Below are 17,271 nucleotides of genomic sequence, written 5' to 3'. Positions count from 1 at the left end.
ATACCGAGGAAACCGACAAAGACCACGGACGCCTGGAAATCCGCCGTTACTGGATCACGGAGGATCTGAGGACGGTGCCCAATGCCGCGCGCTGGGCGGGCTTGCGCAGCCTTGGAATGGTCGAACGCACCTGCTGGCAGAACGGTGTTCAGAGCGTTGAACAACGCTACTACATCGCCTCCATTGGTGCCGATGCCCAGCGCTTCGCCGCTGCCGTGCGGGGGCACTGGGGCGTAGACAATCGTCTCCATTGGCGCTTGGATGTGATCTTCAACGAGGATGCCAGCCGGATTCGCAAAGGTCAGGCTCCGGCCATCATGACCGCGATCCGTCATTGCTGCGTCAACCTACTCGAGAAGGAAGGCTCCTCGCTCAGCATGGCGCACAAACGTCGCAAGGCCGCCTGGGACGACGACTATCGCGCTAAGATCCTGGCTGCTTGACGATTAATACGCGCTCGCCCTGTAAGCACCGCGATTTGACAAGCGCACAGCGCTGACCTGTGATATATAGGTGAATCGCAGAGTCTGCACCACGAACCCTACCAACACGAGACTCCGAATCCCGATGGACGCCGCAACACTGCGCATCATCCTGCTGGTCATCGGCAGCGCCTTTCTGGTCGCGCTGTTTTTCTGGGAGCGTCACCATAAAGCCAAGGCCCAGGCGTCGCGCAAAGCCAAGTCCCGCGCACATGTCAATATCGAATCCAAGCTTGAACCCAACCTCGGGCTTGACGAGCGGATTCCAGCCGAGGATATCAGCCCGGAGTGCATCTGGTACGACCAACCCGCCGCCCCCACCTCCAAGGACAAGACGCCCCAAGCTCCGGCCACCGAGGCCGACCCCTATCAGGAATACCCCAGCAGCGACATTGACGCCGCCGATCTGGTGGGCACCATGACCGATGCCGAGGACGGTCCCGTCGTACAGGTGTTTCTGGTTGCACACCAAGGCCGCCGCTTGTCCGGGCATGACATCCTCACAGCGGCCAGTCGGCATCTGCTCATTGCCGGCAAGAAAGACATCTTTCACCGTCTTGACGGCGATCCGCAGCAGCCACGTATTCTGTTCAGCATGGCTAATCTCGTCCAGCCCGGCAGCTTTCCGTTGCGTCCCGACCCGAACGAGGGCATGGCGGAGTTCGAGACTCGCGGCCTGGCACTCTTCACCCAAGTGCACGGCGAATCTCAGGATATCGAGGCGCTGGACACCATGCTGACTACCGCCAAATCCCTGGCCCGCGAACTCAAGGCCGAGGTCGAGGATGCCCAGCATCGCCCGATCACCGTCAAACGCATCGACAGCCTGCGCACCAGCGTACTGAGTTACGGCGCCAGGGCCCAGCACGCCAGCGAACCCGTCCCCGGCTCCAGCTACGCATGACCGCCCCGGCGCCCGATCCAGTCAGGCTCGATCCAGCCGTTCAGGCCCGCGCCGCCGAGCTGCGCGCCCAGCTTGAGTTCCACAATCATCGCTACTATGTGCTCGACGACCCGGAGGTACCCGACGCTGAGTACGACCGGCAGCTGCGCGAGCTCCAGCAATTGGAAGAACGCTACCCGACGCTGCGCACAGCGGACTCCCCAACGCAGCGGGTCGGAGCTCCGCCGCTGCAACACTTTGCCACAGCGGAACATCTGGTACCCATGCTGTCGCTGGGTAACGCCCGCACCGAGGCAGACCTGCGCGACTTCGATCAGCGCATCCGCCGCGAGCTTGATATCGAGTCCGTGCACTATGTTGCCGAACCCAAGCTCGACGGGCTGGCCATCAGCCTGGTGTATGAAAACGGCTTGCTGATACGTGCCGCCACCCGCGGCGATGGGCGCATCGGCGAAGAGGTCACCGCCCAGGTGCGCACCATTGGCGCCGTACCCTTGCGCCTGCGCGGCTCCGACTGGCCGCAACGCCTGGAGGTGCGCGGCGAAGTCTACTTGCCGCTGGCGGGCTTTGAGGCACTCAAGCAGCGCATGCTTGAGCAGGGGCAGACGCCGTTCAAAAACCCGCGTAATGCTGCCGCTGGCAGTCTGCGTCAGCTAGATCCGCGCATCACCGCCCGCCGTCCGCTGACCATGGTTTGCTATGGCTTTGGCGCCGTCGCTGGCGGCGCACTGGGAGCCACTCAGCATGAAGCCCTAGCCCGCCTGCGCGACTGGGGACTGCGAGTCTCAGCGGATTCAACCCTGGTCACCGGTGCCGAGGGCTGCCTGCAGTATCAAGAACGCATGGCCGCGCGTCGCGATCAGCTCGACTACGAAATCGACGGTGTGGTCTTCAAGGTCGATGATCTGGCCGCCCAGCGTCGCCTTGGCTTTCGCGCCCGCGATCCGATCTGGGCCATCGCTTTCAAGTATCCACCACGCGAAGAACAAACCCGGGTTCGGGCGGTGGAATTTCAGGTGGGACGCACCGGAGCCATCACGCCAGTCGCACGGCTCGAACCGGTCACTGTCGCCGGCGTCACCGTCGCCAACGCCACCCTGCATAACATTGATGAAGTGCAGCGCAAGGATGTTCGCGCTGGTGATACCGTCATTGTGCGTCGCGCCGGCGATGTCATCCCCGAAGTAGTCGGCGTGATTCAAGCCCTGCGCCCGCCCGATACCGAGCCGGTGCGCCTGCCAGCCCAGTGCCCGGTGTGTGCCTCAGATGTGATCCGCACCGAGGGCGAAGCCGTCGCCCGCTGCAGCGGCGGGCTATTTTGCGCCGCACAGCGCAAGGAAGCACTCAAGCATTTCGCCTCGCGCCGCGCACTCGACATCGACGGACTGGGTGACAAGCTGATTGAGCAGTTGATTGAGCAGGAACTGGTCAAAACCCCGGCGGATCTCTATGCACTCAGGGCTGAAACCATTGCCGCGCTGCCGCGCATGGGCGAGAAATCCTCGCACAACCTCCTCGCCGCCGTGGAGCGCAGCCGCACAACCACCCTGGCCCGCTTTATCTATGCCCTCGGCATTCGCGAAGTGGGCGAAACCATGGCGGCTGTGCTAGCTGCCCATTTTGGTGCCCTGGAATCCCTGATGCAGGCCGAGACTGAAATCCTCATCGCCATTGATGGCGTGGGACCGACAGTGGCTGAACATATTCGCGGTTTTTTTGCCCAGGATCACAACCGCGAAGTCATCGCCCAACTGACTGATCCCAATGGTGCCGGATTGCACTGGCCCGACCCGCCGCCGCCATCAGAAGCCGCTCAACAACATCCCCTGAGCGGCACCACCTTCGTGCTGACCGGCACCCTGGCGCGCCCACGCGATGCCATTAAAGCCGAACTGCTGGCGGTCGGCGCCAAGGTGACCAGCGCGGTATCCTCCAATACCGACTATGTGATTGTCGGTGACAACCCCGGCAGCAAAGCCGCCAAGGCCGCTCAACTCGGTATCCCCATACTTGATGAGACGCAACTGCGCGTGCTGCTGGCCGATCCTGGTACTCCACCCGCGATGCAAGCTCAGAGTACCCAGCGCTAAGACAGACGTTCCCGCCGCGCCACCCGCGTCTCCTGCCACTGGGTCAGCAAATCCCAAGCCACCGGCACCACGAAGATGGTCAGCAGGGTCGCGGTTGCCAATCCGGTCACGAAGGTCGAAGCCATGGTGCCCCAGATAACCGAATAGCTCGGGAAACCAACCGCCATCGGCAGCAGGCCCAGGCTGGTGGTCAGGGTGGTGAGCAAGATGGGGCGCAGCCGCAGTGCGACGCTCTCGCGAATCGCGGCCGCGCGGTCATATCCGGCGTTATAACGGCGGTTGATGAATTCGATCAGTACCAAGGCATCGTTGATCACCACCCCAGTGACGCCGACCACCGCAATGAAGCTATTGACGGTGAACAGCGACTGCGTCAGCAGCTTGCCGAACACTACGCCAATAATGGCGAACATCACTGCCGAGAGAATCAACGCCGGCTGCGCATAGGAGCGGAACTGCACAGCGAGGATTAAATAAATCAGCAAAACGGCGACAAAGAAGGCGCGCATCAGGCTCTGGAAAGAACGCTGGGTATCCTCGTAGCCGCCGCCGAAGATCAGGTGGGCACCGGGGTAGCGCTGCGTTAATGCTTGCTCGCGCTCGCGCGCCCAGGCCACCACGGTCGCCGCCGAGATGGGTGCGCCAGTGGCGAGATTGGCGGTAATCACCCGCGAGCGCAGCCCTTGATAGCGGCGCAGCTCACTCGGTTCGCTCAGGTGGCTGAGCCGCACCACATCGCCCAGGCGCACCGGGCCGGTCAGATCTTCCAGCACTGGTGTGGTCAGGGCGTCCTCCGGTCGTTCGAGCCCGCCAGGGTCGAGACCCAGCTTAATGTCAATTTCCTCATCGGGCAGACGAAACTTGCCCAGATAGCGGCCATCGAGTACCGAGGCGGCCAGCGCAATGGCCTGACCCTGGGTCAGCCCCAGCTCGCCGGCGCGTTCGGCATCGACGCTGAAGCGCAGCACCCGCGCGGGCGCGGCACGTCCGGCATCCAGGTCAGTCAGGTAGGGCGCCAGCGCTGGATCGTGGCTGAGTCCGGCGGCCAGCGCATTGGCCAGTCCCACCACGTCGCGGTCGTTATGACCCACCACCTGGATGTTGACATCCTTCCCCGAGGGCGGCCCATCCTTCTCGGCGCGCACCCGGATCTTGAAGTCCCCGCCACCATAGGTCTCAAGCATGCGCGTGCGGATGTCTTCCAAATGCGCAAGCGGATCGCTGAAGGCGCGTGCATCCTTGCGCGGCAGCGAGACCATCACGGTGCCCAGATAGCGACCATAGACCTCTTCGTAGTCTTCATTGATGGTAAAGCCGGCGAAAGCTGCCACCGAGCCGACATAGCCGGGGCCATCGGCGAGCAGATCGGTGCTGATGGCGCGCACTGTCTCGTCCACGCGCGCAAGCGGGGTGTCCGGTGGGCCTTCGACAAAAACATAGTAAAGATTGTAATCATCCGGAAAGAACTTGATGCGAATCAGCGGCATGACACCGGCAACCGAGACGCCGAGAATGGCGATACTCAGCACAAAGGCCAGGCCGACGGTGCCCAGTGTCAGCCAGCGCCAGCGCAGGGTCACCGACAGCAGGCGCTGCGTCGGCTTGACCAGGATGTTCAGTAGCCAGCGGTCGCGTGCGCTCTGGTGGCCGCCAGCGCCGGCTGGACGCGGGCCAAAGTCGCGATAGTGCAGCGGCAGGATGAAGATGCACTCGAACAGCGAGGCGACAATGGCGAAACTGATCGCCTTGGGGATCTGGGCGAAAAACTCCCCGGTCGAGCCGGTCATCATCAGCATCGGCAGAAAGGCCGCGACCGTGGTGGCGGTGGCGGCAATGACCGCCGGCATCACTTCCACGGTACCATCGACAATCGCCTGCTCAAGTGGCTCGCCATCCTGGATGTGGCGGTAGATGTTCTCAACCACCACAATGGCATCGTCGACCAGAATGCCCGACACCAGCACGAAGGAGAACAGGGTAATCTCATTCAGGGTGTTGCCAGTCAGCCAGGTCATGGTGATGGTGAGCAAGAAGGAAAACGGAATCCCCAGGCTCACCAGCCCGGCGTTGCGCGGCCCCATGAACAGCCACAGCAGCAACCCGACCAACAGCATGCCGACGATCATGTTCCAGCCCAGGGTCGAGATCGAGGAGGCGACATAGGTGGTCGAATCCTGGGTCAGCACCACCTCGACCCCAAGCGCGGCCAGGCGCGGCGCGGCCGTGACCAGAATCTCGCGCACGGCGCGGTGAATCTTCAGCGCATCGCCGTCGGTAGTTTTTAGGATGGTCAAGGCCACCGCGTCCTGCCCGCTGACGGAGCGGATCACAAAAGGATCGCGATAGCCAAGCTCGGCGCGGCTGATCAGATCCCCCAGACGCACAAAGGAGCCATCGGCATCGGCGCGCACGACCACAGCGGCGACCTGCTCGCTGTCGCGGAAGCGCTCATCGACCCGGACCACGAACTCCCCAGAGCCGTCACTGAAATCCCCAGCCGGGATCACCTGATTGGCATCCTGTAGCGCGCCCGCGACCTGATCGAAGGTGAGGCCGAAACGCGCGAGCTTGGTGGGATCGAGCCAGATGTGGAACTCGCGCGTCCAGTCGCCCGTCACCCGCGCCTCGCTCACCCCAGGGATCCGCGCCATCTCGGCGCGCAGTTGCTCGGCCATCAGTGCCAGAGCGCGATTGGAGCGCTCGCCGACCAGGTTCACCACCACCACCGGCAACCAGGCACCGGTGGTCCACTGGGTGAAGACCGGCGGCTCGACCATCTCCGGCAGCTCGTCGAGAATGCCGAGCACGCGAAACCGCAGCTGGTTGTAGAGCGCGTCGTAATCGGTATCGTCGCGGAACTTCAGGGTAATGATCGAACGCTCGCGCACCGAGCTCGACTGGATAAACTCCACCTCCTCCAGGCCCTCGAGCGCCTCCTCGATTTTGCGCGTCACCAGCGCCTCGACATCCTCTGGCGAGGCCCCGGGATAGAGGGTGGCAATCTGCACCTTGCCCATGTTCACATCCGGGTAGCGCTCGACGGTGATCTCCCCCATGGACATAACGCCAACCAGAATGGTCAGCGCAAACACCAGGTTGAAGAGCACCTGCTGGCGCAGGGTGAAATGGACCAGGGCTTTCATTGCGTCGAATTACTCACGCCGGCTCAGGGGCATGCCCGGCGCCAGCCCGGGTGCACGCACCCGCAGCCAGTCTTCGCCATCAATGCGCTCGCTGCCGAGGATGGTGACGCCGATGGCTTCTCCTTCGCGCGGTTGCACCCAGTTTTCCTCGAATCCGCGTTGCACGGCGGCGGCAGGCACCAGCCGGCTGTCCGGATCGGGCAAGGCCAAGCGCAGCTGGGCACGCAGACCGCCGCGTTGGGGTTTGATGGCTTCTTGCAGGCGCAAATCAACGGCAATCTTGCGTGTGTCCTCGTCAATGGCAGGATTGACTCGATAGATGGCCACCAGCACCTCGCGACCCAATTCCGGCAGCTTGGCGGTCAGTGGCGCGGGCATGGCTCGCAGGGCGCTGAGCTGCTCGGGCGTCAGTGCCAGAGACAGCAGCAGGGTGGAGAAATCCGCCACCTCACCAAGTCGCTCCCCGTCGGACACCCATTGGCCAGGCTCAATACGGCGTTCAATCACCTGCCAACCGACCGGCGCCGGCACTTGGGTGCGGGCGATTTTTTCCTTGAGCACCCGTTCCTGCACCTCGGCGCGATGCAACGCCTGGGTGTTATTGCGCAAAGTCTGGCGCGCCTGGTCGAGCTGGTTGGCGGCGACGTTCTTGTTGCGGGCCAACGCCTGATTGCGTGTAACCTCGCGCCCATCGAAAGCGATCTGATCACGCAGCCGCGCCTGCTCGACCTGATTGTCCTCCAGCTCCAGTTGCAGAAAGGTTGCATCAAGGCGCGCGAACTGGCCATCCGCTCCAATCGACTCGCCGATGTCATCCTGTACTTCTTCAACCCGACCACCGATCTCGGCCACCACAGGCAGACGAGCGCGTGGGCGGGTAAAGGCGGTGAATTCGATGATGCGCATTGATGGGCGGACGATCCATTCCTCAGAGTCAGCCGCCTGAGCAATCAGCGCCAGAGAACAGAGGAGAAAGATGCCAAAACCAGTGGCAGAAACCAGGCGTAACCAGCGAAACGCACGATGTTCCGGCACAAGTGCCCCGGATGATTTAGTCTTAGGTTCTGACATTCCGCAATCGAGCCTCGCCATGCGACATTCGCTGCTACCCACCGCACTGCTGTGCCTGAGCCTGAACCTTCCAACCGCCCGGGCAGAACAGGCGCCCGAGCGCGACACCCTGTTTCAGCTCTCCACCATCGACGCCCTGCTGGCTGGAGTCTATCAGCCGCTGGCAACCCTTGATGCGGTGCTGACCCAGGGCAATTTTGGCCTGGGCACCTTCGTCGGGCTGGATGGCGAATTGATCCTCCTTGATGGGATCGTCTATCAGGCCGGCGCCGATGGCCGGGTGCGCATCATGCCGGGGGAAACAGCCACCCCCTTTATCAGCCTGACCTGGTTCGAGGCCGACCAAAGCCTACCCGTGCCGCCCAATCAGGACTATGCAGCTTTCAAAGACTGGCTGCAAGCGCAGTTGCCCAGTCGCAATCTGACCTATGCCATCCAACTCAAGGGGCAGTTTGCCCATGTGCGCTATCGCAGTGTCCCGGCACAACAGCCGCCTTATCCACCTTTGAAAGAGGTAGCCAAACAGCAGACTTTTTTTGAACGCGACACCATCTCCGGCACCCTGATCGGTTTCTGGTGCCCAGACTATGTCACAGGGCTGAATGTCCCGGGCTTTCACTTGCATTTTCTTTCCGATGACCGCCAATCCGCCGGCCATCTGCTGAACTTCCAACTGACCGAGGGCGAGGTAGCGCTCGATCTGACCGACCGTTGGACGGTGGAAATGCCCGAGGATCCGGCCTTTCTCGCCGCCGATCTGGATACAGACCGCAGCCGCGCCCTGCATCAGGTTGAGCAGGCGCCCGATAGCCAGAAGGCACAAAAATGACGGCGCTGCGCTTACCTGATCAAGTACGGAGACAAAACCCTTTCGCTGAAATCCTATAGACTGGGGCGCTACCCAGTGCGTGTTATCAGTCTCTGGAGCGCAATCCGGATTGGGTCAACTTCATCTCGTCCCCACATTGATTCAACGCACAGTAATTGCCCTTCAACGCTTCCAGGAGACTGTCGAGATGCAGGACCTCAGTAAAGAACAGCAAATTCTCATCGCCATGCGCAAAACGCTTGCAGCGATCATTAAGGACGTAACCCCTCCGCCAGGCATGAAGCACCCACTCTCTGAGGCCACCATTGAGGATGTGCGCCAGTGCTTTGGGCTTATTTCGGCACGGGAGAAAGAACTCGCCGATCTCGACGGTCGCGGTGGCGAACGGCCCTACTACCCCGATCAACAACCCACAGCCCAAAGCATTTCGATTGCATCAATTGGCAAGAAAACCCCGAGCGTTCATTGAGGCTTGCACAACGCGAACCTTCGTCAGCATGTTTGGGATGCAAAAAAAAAGCAGCGGGATCCGCTGCTTTATCTTACTTATGGAAGCATTATCAGAAGATTAGGCTTCCCAAGCAGGCTTCATAAGGGTGGGATGCCATCGTTCAGCCAGTTGAGATCAGTGCCAAGCAGAATGAAATGAATCAACAGCCCGAGCATGACCTGAAAGGCAAAGAGGGTAAGAATCGCTCGACGCGGGTCAAGAATCTGCCAAATATGATACATATCCAACTCCGATCAGAGATTATCTGCACCGCCTCAGGAACTGACGCCACCCCAACCGTATGATTACAGCCAGGGACGGTACATCCAAGCCAACAGGTGTGCAAATACTACCAGCCCAAACCAAGCGGTCATGCTAGACATGAAAATACCGTGAAATTCTTTGGCCTCGCTGTCGGTCAGGCCTGTCATGCTTTTTTCAGCCATTGCTATCGCCTCCCAGTGTCTCTCTCGATGGCCTAACGGCCGTTATAGCGCGGTGTTGCCAAGTGCTGTCAGGTTCCGAGTATGACCAGGCTGCGTGCCAATCACTTGTGTAACCACGGTGATCAGCGACCTGTAACTGCGGCAGCCAGACCGGAACTCGGTCCGCTGCCGCATCTCACCTGAAGAGCAAAAAGCGCTATCAGTTGGTGGTGCGAGCCTCAGGCATCGGCGACATCTGCCCCGCAGCGGCTGCATCAGCACCCATGTAAGAGGTCGGGATACCGTCGTCGAGCCAGTTCAGATCCGAACCCAGCAGGATGAAGTGGATCAGCAGGGCCAATACCATCTGGAATCCAGCGATTGCCACCAGCGTGCGGCGGGGATCGAAGAAGGTCCAGATTTTGTACATGCCAACCATTTTGTTATCGCTCATGATCTTGTCTCCACATTATAAGTGCGGCTTACCCGGCGTAAAGCGGATTTCACAGCCGCGAAATTGCGCATTAGCGTCGAAGAATATCCGGGCATCCGGGCATTAGAGCCAGGGGCGATACATCCAAGCCAACAGATGCGCGAAAACAACCAGCCCAAACCAAGCGGTCATGCTGGACATGAAGATACCGTGGAATTCTTTGGCTTCGCTGTCGGTCAAGCCAGTCATGCTCTTATCAGCCATGGTGATTACCTCGTTGTTTCAGTATTGGCCCAAGGGCCCTGTCAATCATCAATGAATTTCGGCGCTCCCTCGCCTCAATCAACTTGTCCCTTAGCGTTCCGCAGGTGCCGGGGGAGCCGCCGGCATCGGAGCGGGTTGATAACGCATTGGCGCCGGAACGTACTGCACCGGAGGAGCTACAGGTTCAGCCGGGGCGGCTGCTTCGGCCTCACCTTCAGTGGCTGCTGCATCTGAAGCAACCGCATCGCTTGCGTCGGCCACCTCTGTTGGTGCAGCCTCTTCGCTTACAGCAGCTTCAGCTTCGGCAACCGGAGCTTCATCCGCCGGGGCTTCGGCCACTGGAGCCGCTGCTTCTTCAGCAGCTGGAGCCTCATCCGCCGGAGGAGCTTCAGGAGCCGCAGTCTCTTCTTCTACAGCCGGAGCCTCATCCGCCGGAGCTTCAGGAGCCGCAGCCTCAGGAGCTGGAGCTTCTTCCGCCGGAGCTTCCTCAGCAGCTACCGCCTCATAGAGAGCCGGATAATCCTTGGCCATCTTGGCCCCGAACAGCGGCTTATAAGCACCCTGGTGACAGGTCTTGCAGTTCACCTTGTAGGGATCACCCAAGGGCCCTTTACGCGAGGCCGGCAGCACCTCACCCAAAGGCTCGACATACTGATTATTGATGTCGCGCACATTGCGAATGGCATACCAAGCCGTCGTCCGTTTCGGGGTACTCTGATCCCAAGCATAGAAGGACCGCGAGTTGTGGCAGAAGGTGCAATTCACCCCAAGGCCATCCATGATGTGCCCCATCAGGCTGTAGGTCCATTCCGCCTGCTTAATCGACTTACGGTTACCCTGTGGTAACGCGGTTGTGCCGATGATGCGAATTTCCGTATCGCCAAGCAGGAAGGGCGTAAAGGGATCATAGGGCAATGAGGTATAACCAACCGCATGTCCGATCGCGTTTTGCCCGGTAGGGGACACCTCGGACGGATGATCCGGACCCGGATCCGATGTCCAGACATACTCCGGTACCGGATTGCCGCGATGGCAGGTGTAGCAGGTCACACCGGTATCAGCCACATGGCTTGTCCAGTTGCTGTTGGTATCCCGGGTCATTTGCAGCATGCGCCGCGAAGCGATCTTGGTGTAGACCCCATCGGATTCCCACTGCACACCTTCGTGGCAGTAAGTACAACCTTCCTTCGGTGCCACCCAAGTCGTCAGAGCCACCATGGTACGGTTGAACTCATTGACCGTCAGGTCGCCAAGCACCTGAACGTTTTTATAAACGTCCTTAGCCAGTCCACCACCTGGGGTTGCTGCAGGAATCGCAGTGGGCACCTCATTGGCCTCAACCAGCTCCTTCAGCAAGTCCGGGTTGTAGTTCTGCTGCATGGACAAACCACGGTAACCGTTCTGCACAATTTCCGGCGGTGGAGCCTCGCAGCCAACAATGAACGCGGTCGCTCCTAAACCAAGGAGTGCGAGCGCTTGATGTTTACGCAGTTTCATTGCGCACCCCCCTGTGTCAGATAGGGATTCTCAATGGTCAGCTCAGACGGGTAGCTAGGTGCCACACCGTGCTTCACAGCCCACAGATACCAGTTTTCCACCACAGTGCCAGTCAAAAGGATACCCAGACCAGCGGTTATAACGGTGAAGACAGCGAACCACCAGGCCCAGCGATGGATGGATTCCATGCTGGCATTGAAGCCCATGCACCAGCGCCACAGCAACTGCGCACGTTCGGCTGCGGTGCCGCGATCCGTGATCTGATCAATCTCACGATCGCCACCGTAGCGGGATACCGCCAGAATGGTACCACCGTGCATTGCAAAGAGCACTGCTGAACCGTACAGGAAGGCAATCGACAACGCATGGAACGGATTATAGTAGAAGTTTCCGTAGCGAATCGAAATCGCCGCTGTCCAGTCAAGGTGCGGGAAAATGCCAAACGGCGGCGCCTCACCCCAGCTACCCATGAGCACTGGGCGGATAAAGCCAAGTGTCAGGTAGAAGAAGATCGCGGCGGCAAAGGCCCAAGCGAGATGGGTACCCATGCCAAGATCAACCGCGCGCTTATAGACTCGCACCCACCACAGCAGGATTGACAGCGTCAAAAAGAACCCGGCGATCAACCACCAACCACCATCAGCCAGCGGCGGGAAGCTCAACCCATAGGACGGCGGTGGAGGCTCCAATGCCAGCCAGAAGAAGTTCTTCACGAACGCGATCGGACTCCAATCGACCGAGGCCAACATGTTGAGTCCCATGATCTCAATGGCAATAAAGCCAGCGATCAGCGAAGCGATGCCCCAACCTCCAAGATACAACGGTCCAATCTGCGCATCGCCGATCTTACCAATCCAGTAATTGAAGATTGGTTTGCCAAGGCGAGGCAAACTGCCTCTTGGGAGTTCGACACCAGGGTAGCCCGGTTCGCGAACCTGCACCCTCGTAAAAATATTTTGATATTCAGGCATTTTGGTGTCCTCAGGTTACCAGATTGGAAGGTTGGGCCACCACATCCACCATTCTGGCCATCCGCGTGTCCAGAAGGGACCGGTCAGCACGATGCAGACCGCGCTCCAGAAAGCGGCATTGATCGCCAGGAACAGACCCAGACGATGGATGCCCAGTGCACCGATGGAATAACCCACGATATCCCGGAAGACAGTGTTCTCATGCTCGCCTGTCTTCACCGGCTCGCCATCGCGCGGATTCACGACCGACAGGATCAGAGATCCATGCATCGCCAGCGCCAGACAGTTGGTGAAGAAGAAGCTGATTGCCAGCATGTGAGCCGGGTTGTAATGGAAGTGCAGGGTTTGGTAACCAACGTTCGATACCCAATCCAGGTGACTGAAGATACCGTAAGGGAAGCCGTGTCCCCAGGCACCAAGCAGCACCGGGCGAATCACCGTCAAGGTGATATAGGCCAGGATTGCAAACGAAAAGGCGAAGGGTACATGCAACCCAATGCCCAGCTTCCGGCAAATTTCCACCTGTCGCAATGCCCAGGACACAAAGGCCCCAATGGCACAGATGGTAATGAACTGCCAGAGTCCACCTTCCTTCAGCGGCGCCACCCCAAGCCCAACGTCAAGATCGGGCGGAGCGATACTGATTTGCCAGATGTTCCAAGTCGGCCCAAGCGCCGCACCATAAATGATAAGCAGGGTACCAAGGGTCGCGAAGAAGACTGTTGAAACTCCGAAGAAGCCGACATAAAACGGCCCCACCCAGAAGTCGAACAGGTCTCCCCCGACCAGTGTCCCACCGCGTACGCGGTATTTTTTTTCAAAACTCAGCATGGCCATCGTAAATTCCTCTGCTGGGGAGACACCATGACCTGCTGCCTCCACATAGCAACTCGGATGCTGGCCGACGCGCAAACCCGGGGGGCGAGTACGCGACGGTCAGCACCATCCGAATAAGGCCTTCTTATTGATTTTGCGGCACCACGGAAGCAGCCTGAGCCTGATAGGTAACAGGCATGCCGTCATCGAGCCAGTTCAGGTCGGTGCTGAGCAGAATCATGTGGATACCAAGACCCAGAACAACCTGGAAAACGCCGATTGCAACCAAAGCCTGGGCCGGGTTGATGAGCTGCCAGACTTTGTGCAGGTTTTGCATGCTTTCGTTCATCGTTATATCTCCAAATTTAGTTGAAGGTGCCAAATGGATGGCATCATTCGAAAAGGATTAAAAAGCTTGATCGACTCGAAGCCGGGGCGTCGGATTACAGCCAGGGGCGATACATCCAGGCCAGCAGATGAGCGAAAACTACCAGCCCAAACCAAGCGGTCATGCTGGACATGAAGATGCCATGAAATTCTTTTGCCTCTGCATCCGTAAGACCAGTCATTGATTTGTCAGCCATGTTGAAATCCTCTTGATAGAGAGTGAGTTAAAGCCTTGCGGCTAGTTTTCTCTGGCGCGCCTAGAACGCACCACCTTGTTTGTCGAGGCCAAACACAGCCCCAACAGACCAAGCGCCCGTTCGACCCGGGCGGCCATGCGCTTCCTGGGTGCACGAAGACTCGAACCGCACCTCTGAAGCTTGAAACGCGTCGGCACTCTGGGCTGTCTTGGCCTCAATTACCGACCACGAAACTCTTAAATCGCTGTAGACCTTGTTCATGCCACAGCCTCCTGATTCAGCGTCACATCCGCCTGGGCCACATGCTCAGCGGTGACCCGCTCATCTCCAGCCTTGAGCGCGGCACGCTCGGCAGCATCGCGCAGGCGTTTGGCGGCGGAAATACGCACCAGCATGGGCGCGGATTCGAGCCGCTGATCCAGCGCCGCTTTGGCGGCCATATCCCAGGGCAATTCGCGATGCCGGGCCGCACCCGCGCGGGCCAGGGTCGCTTCCACCCGGTCGAGATCCGTGCCCAGCGGCAGGATGTTAAACAGCGCATCAAAGAGCGCATTGCAAACTTCCTGCACCAGATAGGTCGCGCCCGAGAAGCCCATAAAGGGGGTGCCGGTATGGCGACGCACCAAAGTGCCGGGCAGCGAGGCTGGAATGAAGGCCGCACGTCCGCCGGCCTCGGCCAGATACATACGCTCGTTGTAGCCACCAAAGACCACCAAGGGCGTTTTGCCATGCATGGCCTGCCGCACCTCGGCATTGTCAGTTTTCTGTCCGGGGCACCGGGCAACCGCGAAGTTGCAGGGCATGCCCAGCTCGTCTTCGAGGTAATGGCGCACGCCACGGCTGTAGGTTTCGGTGGCCACGATGCCGAAGCTCGCGGTGCCAAAGAAATCCTGTGTCACTGAGCGCCACAGATCCCAAATCGGCTTAATAGTGGTGTGCTTTTCCTGAGTGATGAAAGGCTCAGGATCCAGTCCCAGCAATTCGCCAAGTTTGTTCAGGAAGCTCTGGGTGCTGTGTAACCCGATCGGAGCCTGTAAATAGGGCTTGCCAAGGGCTTCGCACAGCATGCGACCGTATTCACGGTACATGCAGATGTTTACATCGGCATCCGCCAAGCGCGGGATGTCGTCAACGTGACTCCCAAGCGGAAAGACCAAGTTGATTTCGGCCCCAATGCCCTCGACCAAGCGGCGCACTTCAGCCAGATCGGACGCAGTGTTAAAGCAGCCATAGGCCGGGCCGATGATGTTTACGCTGGGCTTTTTGGCCGATTGCGCCGATTTGGAGACGGACGCTTTGCCTTTGGAAGCGCGCTTGCCTTTGCTGCCAAATTGCGTCCACAGCCAATAAATGGCACGATCCGCGCTTTGCCATTGATCTTCGTCGATGGTGCGCGGCAGAAAGCGTTGAATGCTGGTGCCCGCAGGAGTCACACCGCCGCCAATCATCTCGGCAATGGAACCCGTCACCACCACCGCCGGCTGCTGGGGATCCAGAGTGGCAAAGGCACGCTTCATGGCCAGCTCGGTGCCATCCTGGCCCAGCTCTTCTTCGCCCAACCCGGTCACCACCACCGGCAGTTCATGTGGTGGCAGTGCATCGGTGTAGTGCAGTACGGCCGTCACCGGCAGATTCTCACAGCCAACCGGGCCATCAATGATGACTTGCAACCCTTTAACAGCAGTGAAAACATACACTGCTCCCCAGTAGCCGCCGGCACGATCAAGGTCGAGCACTAACATCAGCGTGCCCCTCCCGTCGCGGCCTGGGATGTAGTCGAGGCCAGCACTGGCGGCAGGCTGGACCAGACGCCAGCCGTTGCACCGGTGCCAACCCCCTGGAAGAAAGCATTCATGCGGTCAAAGCGCGCCTGGCTGGCCAGCGCGGCATTGATAACCTGGGCCAGAGAACCGGCGCCGGCCACTCCGATCAGCGGTCGCGCCGAGATCAGATTGGTAAAATAGAGCGCCGGAATGCACTGCTCTTTTGCATGCTGCACAACCGGAGTGGTGCCAATGGCCAGATCGGGCTTGATAGCATCAACCGCCGATTTGTCCTGCTCCAGCGAGGCGCGGAAGCGCACCGTGACACCCTGGGCTTCAAGCCATTCGCGATCCGCATCCGACCAGCGCGTGCGACCGGTGGCAGTGCCGACATAGGGCACCTGGGCGCCACTTTCGACCAGCAGCCGGGCCACCAGCAGTTCTGAGCCTTCGTAGCCCGACACCGTGATGGTGCCCTTGATCGGTGCTCCACTGAGTGCGCCCCGAATCGCCGGCAGCACGGCATTCTTAGCCGCTGCAATCTGATCGGCCTTAATGTGGCAGGCCTCACCAACCGCTGTCAGCCAGGCTTCAGTGCCATCATGTCCCACTGGCGCGGAGCCAATGATGGGCCGACCCGCCTGTTCGAATTCCTGAATTGACCGGCTGTAGTAGGGGTGAATCGCTGCCACAGCTGCGCAATCGAAGGCGCCATAGAGTTCGCGCCATTCGCGCGTCGGCACCACCGGGCCAGCCGCCAAGCCCAGCGGATCCAGCAACATGCCGATGCCTACGGGATCAGCCGGAAACATCTCACCCAGTAAAGTAATGGTGGGCTTTTCGCTGCGACCGCCGCGCGGCGCCTGCACCGGGCCGGTTTCGGCCTCGCTGCGCGCACGCTTAAGCATGGCACCACAGAGCACATCCTTGGCCTCGGCATGGGTGGGCACACCAAAGCCGGGCACATCAATGCCGATCACCCGCACGCCATTGATGGATGGCGGCAGCAGACGCAACGGCACGCCTGAAGCGGTCGGCACGCACAGGTTGATCACCACGATGGCATCGTACTGCTCAGGATCGGCCAGTTGCTCAACCGCTTCGCGCAGATCCTCAAACAGCTTGCCAGTGACCAGGGTTTCCGAGTCAAAGGGCACATAGCCAACGCTGCGCTTCGCCCCGTAGAAATGCGAGGTAAAGCTCAGACCATAGACACAGCATGCCGAACCACAGAGAACGGAGGCGGTGCGACGCATGCGCAGACCGATCCGCAGCGACCCAAAGGCCGGACACATGGTCTGCGGCCGATCATGAGGTCCAACGGGATAGTCAGCGGCGAAACGCTCCAGCAGCTCGCTCTGACCCGAGGTCTCTGCGGCGCGGCAAAAATGGTCATCGCCCGCATGACAGCCGCCAGCAGCGGCCGCCGCAAGCTGGTCGGGAACCAGCTCGGGGGCGCTTGGCGCGTGCATGTCAAACAGCGGGCGATTCATGGGTATCCGTCAATCC

At 60.0% G+C, this 17,271-nt stretch carries 18 protein-coding genes; 5 read left to right on the top strand and 13 right to left on the bottom strand.

The window, feature by feature from the left end; translation table 11 throughout:
• The 3 genes from CKO36_RS10440 to ligA form a co-directional block, all read left to right on the top strand.
• Nucleotides 1–443: ISAs1 family transposase (locus tag CKO36_RS10440; RefSeq protein WP_200283996.1), on the top strand; the 443-nt coding region annotated here is incomplete at its 5' end.
• A gap of 124 nt (nt 444–567) precedes the next feature.
• Entirely contained in the window at nt 568–1,386 is an 819-nt protein-coding gene (locus tag CKO36_RS10435; protein WP_200283995.1) for a cell division protein ZipA, read from the top strand.
• Entirely contained in the window at nt 1,383–3,476 is a 2,094-nt protein-coding gene (gene ligA / locus CKO36_RS10430) for an NAD-dependent DNA ligase LigA (protein ID WP_200283994.1), read from the top strand. The genes CKO36_RS10435 and ligA overlap by 4 nt, the downstream gene beginning before the upstream one ends.
• Here ligA and CKO36_RS10425 read toward each other — a convergent pair.
• Together CKO36_RS10425 and CKO36_RS10420 are read right to left on the bottom strand one after the other, a co-directional pair.
• Nucleotides 3,473–6,619 (bottom strand): efflux RND transporter permease subunit, encoded by a 3,147-nt coding sequence (locus CKO36_RS10425; protein ID WP_200283993.1) that lies wholly within the window; start codon nt 6,617–6,619, stop codon nt 3,473–3,475. The two genes, ligA and CKO36_RS10425, sit on opposite strands and share 4 nt — an antisense overlap.
• A 9-nt stretch (nt 6,620–6,628) precedes the next feature.
• Complete coding sequence (locus CKO36_RS10420; protein ID WP_200283992.1) at nt 6,629–7,525, bottom strand: efflux RND transporter periplasmic adaptor subunit; 897 nt, start codon at nt 7,523–7,525, stop codon at nt 6,629–6,631.
• A 184-nt stretch (nt 7,526–7,709) separates the two neighbouring features.
• Here CKO36_RS10420 and budA point away from each other — a divergent pair, with 184 nt between their 5' ends.
• Together budA and CKO36_RS10410 are read left to right on the top strand one after the other, a co-directional pair.
• Entirely contained in the window at nt 7,710–8,519 is an 810-nt protein-coding gene (gene budA, locus CKO36_RS10415; RefSeq protein ID WP_200283991.1) for an acetolactate decarboxylase, read from the top strand.
• Between the two features lie 187 nt (nt 8,520–8,706).
• A complete protein-coding gene (locus CKO36_RS10410) occupies nt 8,707–8,988 on the top strand; it encodes a segregation and condensation protein A (RefSeq protein ID WP_200283990.1) in 282 nt (93 codons plus the stop codon).
• Nucleotides 8,989–9,107: 119 nt separating this feature from the next.
• Here the strand turns inward: CKO36_RS10410 and pufA (CKO36_RS10405) are convergent, their stop codons facing one another.
• The 11 genes from pufA (CKO36_RS10405) to bchY all read right to left on the bottom strand — a co-directional run bounded on the left by pufA (CKO36_RS10405) (nt 9,108) and on the right by bchY (nt 17,255).
• On the bottom strand, nt 9,108–9,251 hold the full coding sequence (gene pufA, locus CKO36_RS10405) for a light-harvesting antenna LH1, alpha subunit (protein ID WP_200283989.1): 144 nt from the start codon (nt 9,249–9,251) through the stop codon (nt 9,108–9,110).
• Nucleotides 9,252–9,314: 63 nt separating this feature from the next.
• Nucleotides 9,315–9,455 carry a light-harvesting antenna LH1, beta subunit gene (gene pufB, locus CKO36_RS10400; protein WP_200283988.1) on the bottom strand — a complete coding sequence of 47 codons (141 nt, stop codon included), beginning with the start codon at nt 9,453–9,455 and terminating at the stop codon, nt 9,315–9,317.
• Between the two features lie 199 nt (nt 9,456–9,654).
• On the bottom strand, nt 9,655–9,888 hold the full coding sequence (gene pufA / locus CKO36_RS10395; RefSeq protein WP_242469524.1) for a light-harvesting antenna LH1, alpha subunit: 234 nt from the start codon (nt 9,886–9,888) through the stop codon (nt 9,655–9,657).
• Nucleotides 9,889–9,990: 102 nt separating this feature from the next.
• Nucleotides 9,991–10,131: a light-harvesting antenna LH1, beta subunit gene (pufB, locus tag CKO36_RS10390; RefSeq protein WP_200283987.1), complete on the bottom strand. Its 141-nt coding sequence runs from the start codon at nt 10,129–10,131 to the stop codon at nt 9,991–9,993.
• A 90-nt stretch (nt 10,132–10,221) separates the two neighbouring features.
• Entirely contained in the window at nt 10,222–11,628 is a 1,407-nt protein-coding gene (gene pufC / locus CKO36_RS10385; RefSeq protein ID WP_200283986.1) for a photosynthetic reaction center cytochrome PufC, read from the bottom strand.
• On the bottom strand, nt 11,625–12,599 hold the full coding sequence (pufM, locus tag CKO36_RS10380) for a photosynthetic reaction center subunit M (RefSeq protein WP_200283985.1): 975 nt from the start codon (nt 12,597–12,599) through the stop codon (nt 11,625–11,627). The genes pufC and pufM overlap by 4 nt, the downstream gene beginning before the upstream one ends.
• 15 nt (nt 12,600–12,614) lie before the next feature.
• A complete protein-coding gene (gene pufL / locus CKO36_RS10375; RefSeq protein WP_200283984.1) occupies nt 12,615–13,436 on the bottom strand; it encodes a photosynthetic reaction center subunit L in 822 nt (273 codons plus the stop codon).
• Nucleotides 13,437–13,560: 124 nt separating this feature from the next.
• Nucleotides 13,561–13,764: a light-harvesting antenna LH1, alpha subunit gene (gene pufA / locus CKO36_RS10370; RefSeq protein ID WP_200283983.1), complete on the bottom strand. Its 204-nt coding sequence runs from the start codon at nt 13,762–13,764 to the stop codon at nt 13,561–13,563.
• A gap of 94 nt (nt 13,765–13,858) precedes the next feature.
• Nucleotides 13,859–13,999: a light-harvesting antenna LH1, beta subunit gene (pufB, locus tag CKO36_RS10365; RefSeq protein WP_200283982.1), complete on the bottom strand. Its 141-nt coding sequence runs from the start codon at nt 13,997–13,999 to the stop codon at nt 13,859–13,861.
• Between the two features lie 257 nt (nt 14,000–14,256).
• Nucleotides 14,257–15,741, bottom strand: a complete 1,485-nt coding sequence (gene bchZ / locus CKO36_RS10360) for a chlorophyllide a reductase subunit Z (protein WP_200283981.1) — start codon at nt 15,739–15,741, stop codon at nt 14,257–14,259.
• A complete protein-coding gene (gene bchY / locus CKO36_RS10355; protein WP_242469523.1) occupies nt 15,741–17,255 on the bottom strand; it encodes a chlorophyllide a reductase subunit Y in 1,515 nt (504 codons plus the stop codon). Before bchY ends, bchZ begins: the two co-directional genes overlap by 1 nt.
• Between the last annotated feature and the right edge of the window lie 16 nt (nt 17,256–17,271).

This window comes from Rhabdochromatium marinum, assembly GCF_016583795.1.
GTDB classification, from domain to species: Bacteria; Pseudomonadota; Gammaproteobacteria; order Chromatiales; family Chromatiaceae; genus Rhabdochromatium; species Rhabdochromatium marinum.
This window is presented reverse-complemented; position numbering and strand designations above follow the sequence as displayed.

Excerpts from the sequence above, each read along its gene's own strand:
- CKO36_RS10435 (WP_200283995.1), top strand. The coding sequence starts at position 568 with ATGGACGCCGCAACACTGCGCATCATCCTGCTGGTCATCGGCAGCGCC.
- ligA (WP_200283994.1), top strand. The coding sequence starts at position 1,383 with ATGACCGCCCCGGCGCCCGATCCAGTCAGGCTCGATCCAGCCGTTCAG.
- CKO36_RS10425 (WP_200283993.1), bottom strand. The coding sequence starts at position 6,619 with ATGAAAGCCCTGGTCCATTTCACCCTGCGCCAGCAGGTGCTCTTCAAC.
- CKO36_RS10420 (WP_200283992.1), bottom strand. The coding sequence starts at position 7,525 with ATGCGCATCATCGAATTCACCGCCTTTACCCGCCCACGCGCTCGTCTG.
- budA (WP_200283991.1), top strand. The coding sequence starts at position 7,710 with ATGCGACATTCGCTGCTACCCACCGCACTGCTGTGCCTGAGCCTGAAC.
- CKO36_RS10410 (WP_200283990.1), top strand. The coding sequence starts at position 8,707 with ATGCAGGACCTCAGTAAAGAACAGCAAATTCTCATCGCCATGCGCAAA.
- pufA (WP_200283989.1), bottom strand. The coding sequence starts at position 9,251 with ATGTATCATATTTGGCAGATTCTTGACCCGCGTCGAGCGATTCTTACC.
- pufB (WP_200283988.1), bottom strand. The coding sequence starts at position 9,455 with ATGGCTGAAAAAAGCATGACAGGCCTGACCGACAGCGAGGCCAAAGAA.
- pufA (WP_242469524.1), bottom strand. The coding sequence starts at position 9,888 with ATGAGCGATAACAAAATGGTTGGCATGTACAAAATCTGGACCTTCTTC.
- pufB (WP_200283987.1), bottom strand. The coding sequence starts at position 10,131 with ATGGCTGATAAGAGCATGACTGGCTTGACCGACAGCGAAGCCAAAGAA.
- pufC (WP_200283986.1), bottom strand. The coding sequence starts at position 11,628 with ATGAAACTGCGTAAACATCAAGCGCTCGCACTCCTTGGTTTAGGAGCG.
- pufM (WP_200283985.1), bottom strand. The coding sequence starts at position 12,599 with ATGCCTGAATATCAAAATATTTTTACGAGGGTGCAGGTTCGCGAACCG.
- pufL (WP_200283984.1), bottom strand. The coding sequence starts at position 13,436 with ATGGCCATGCTGAGTTTTGAAAAAAAATACCGCGTACGCGGTGGGACA.
- pufA (WP_200283983.1), bottom strand. The coding sequence starts at position 13,764 with ATGAACGAAAGCATGCAAAACCTGCACAAAGTCTGGCAGCTCATCAAC.
- pufB (WP_200283982.1), bottom strand. The coding sequence starts at position 13,999 with ATGGCTGACAAATCAATGACTGGTCTTACGGATGCAGAGGCAAAAGAA.
- bchZ (WP_200283981.1), bottom strand. The coding sequence starts at position 15,741 with ATGTTAGTGCTCGACCTTGATCGTGCCGGCGGCTACTGGGGAGCAGTG.
- bchY (WP_242469523.1), bottom strand. The coding sequence starts at position 17,255 with ATGAATCGCCCGCTGTTTGACATGCACGCGCCAAGCGCCCCCGAGCTG.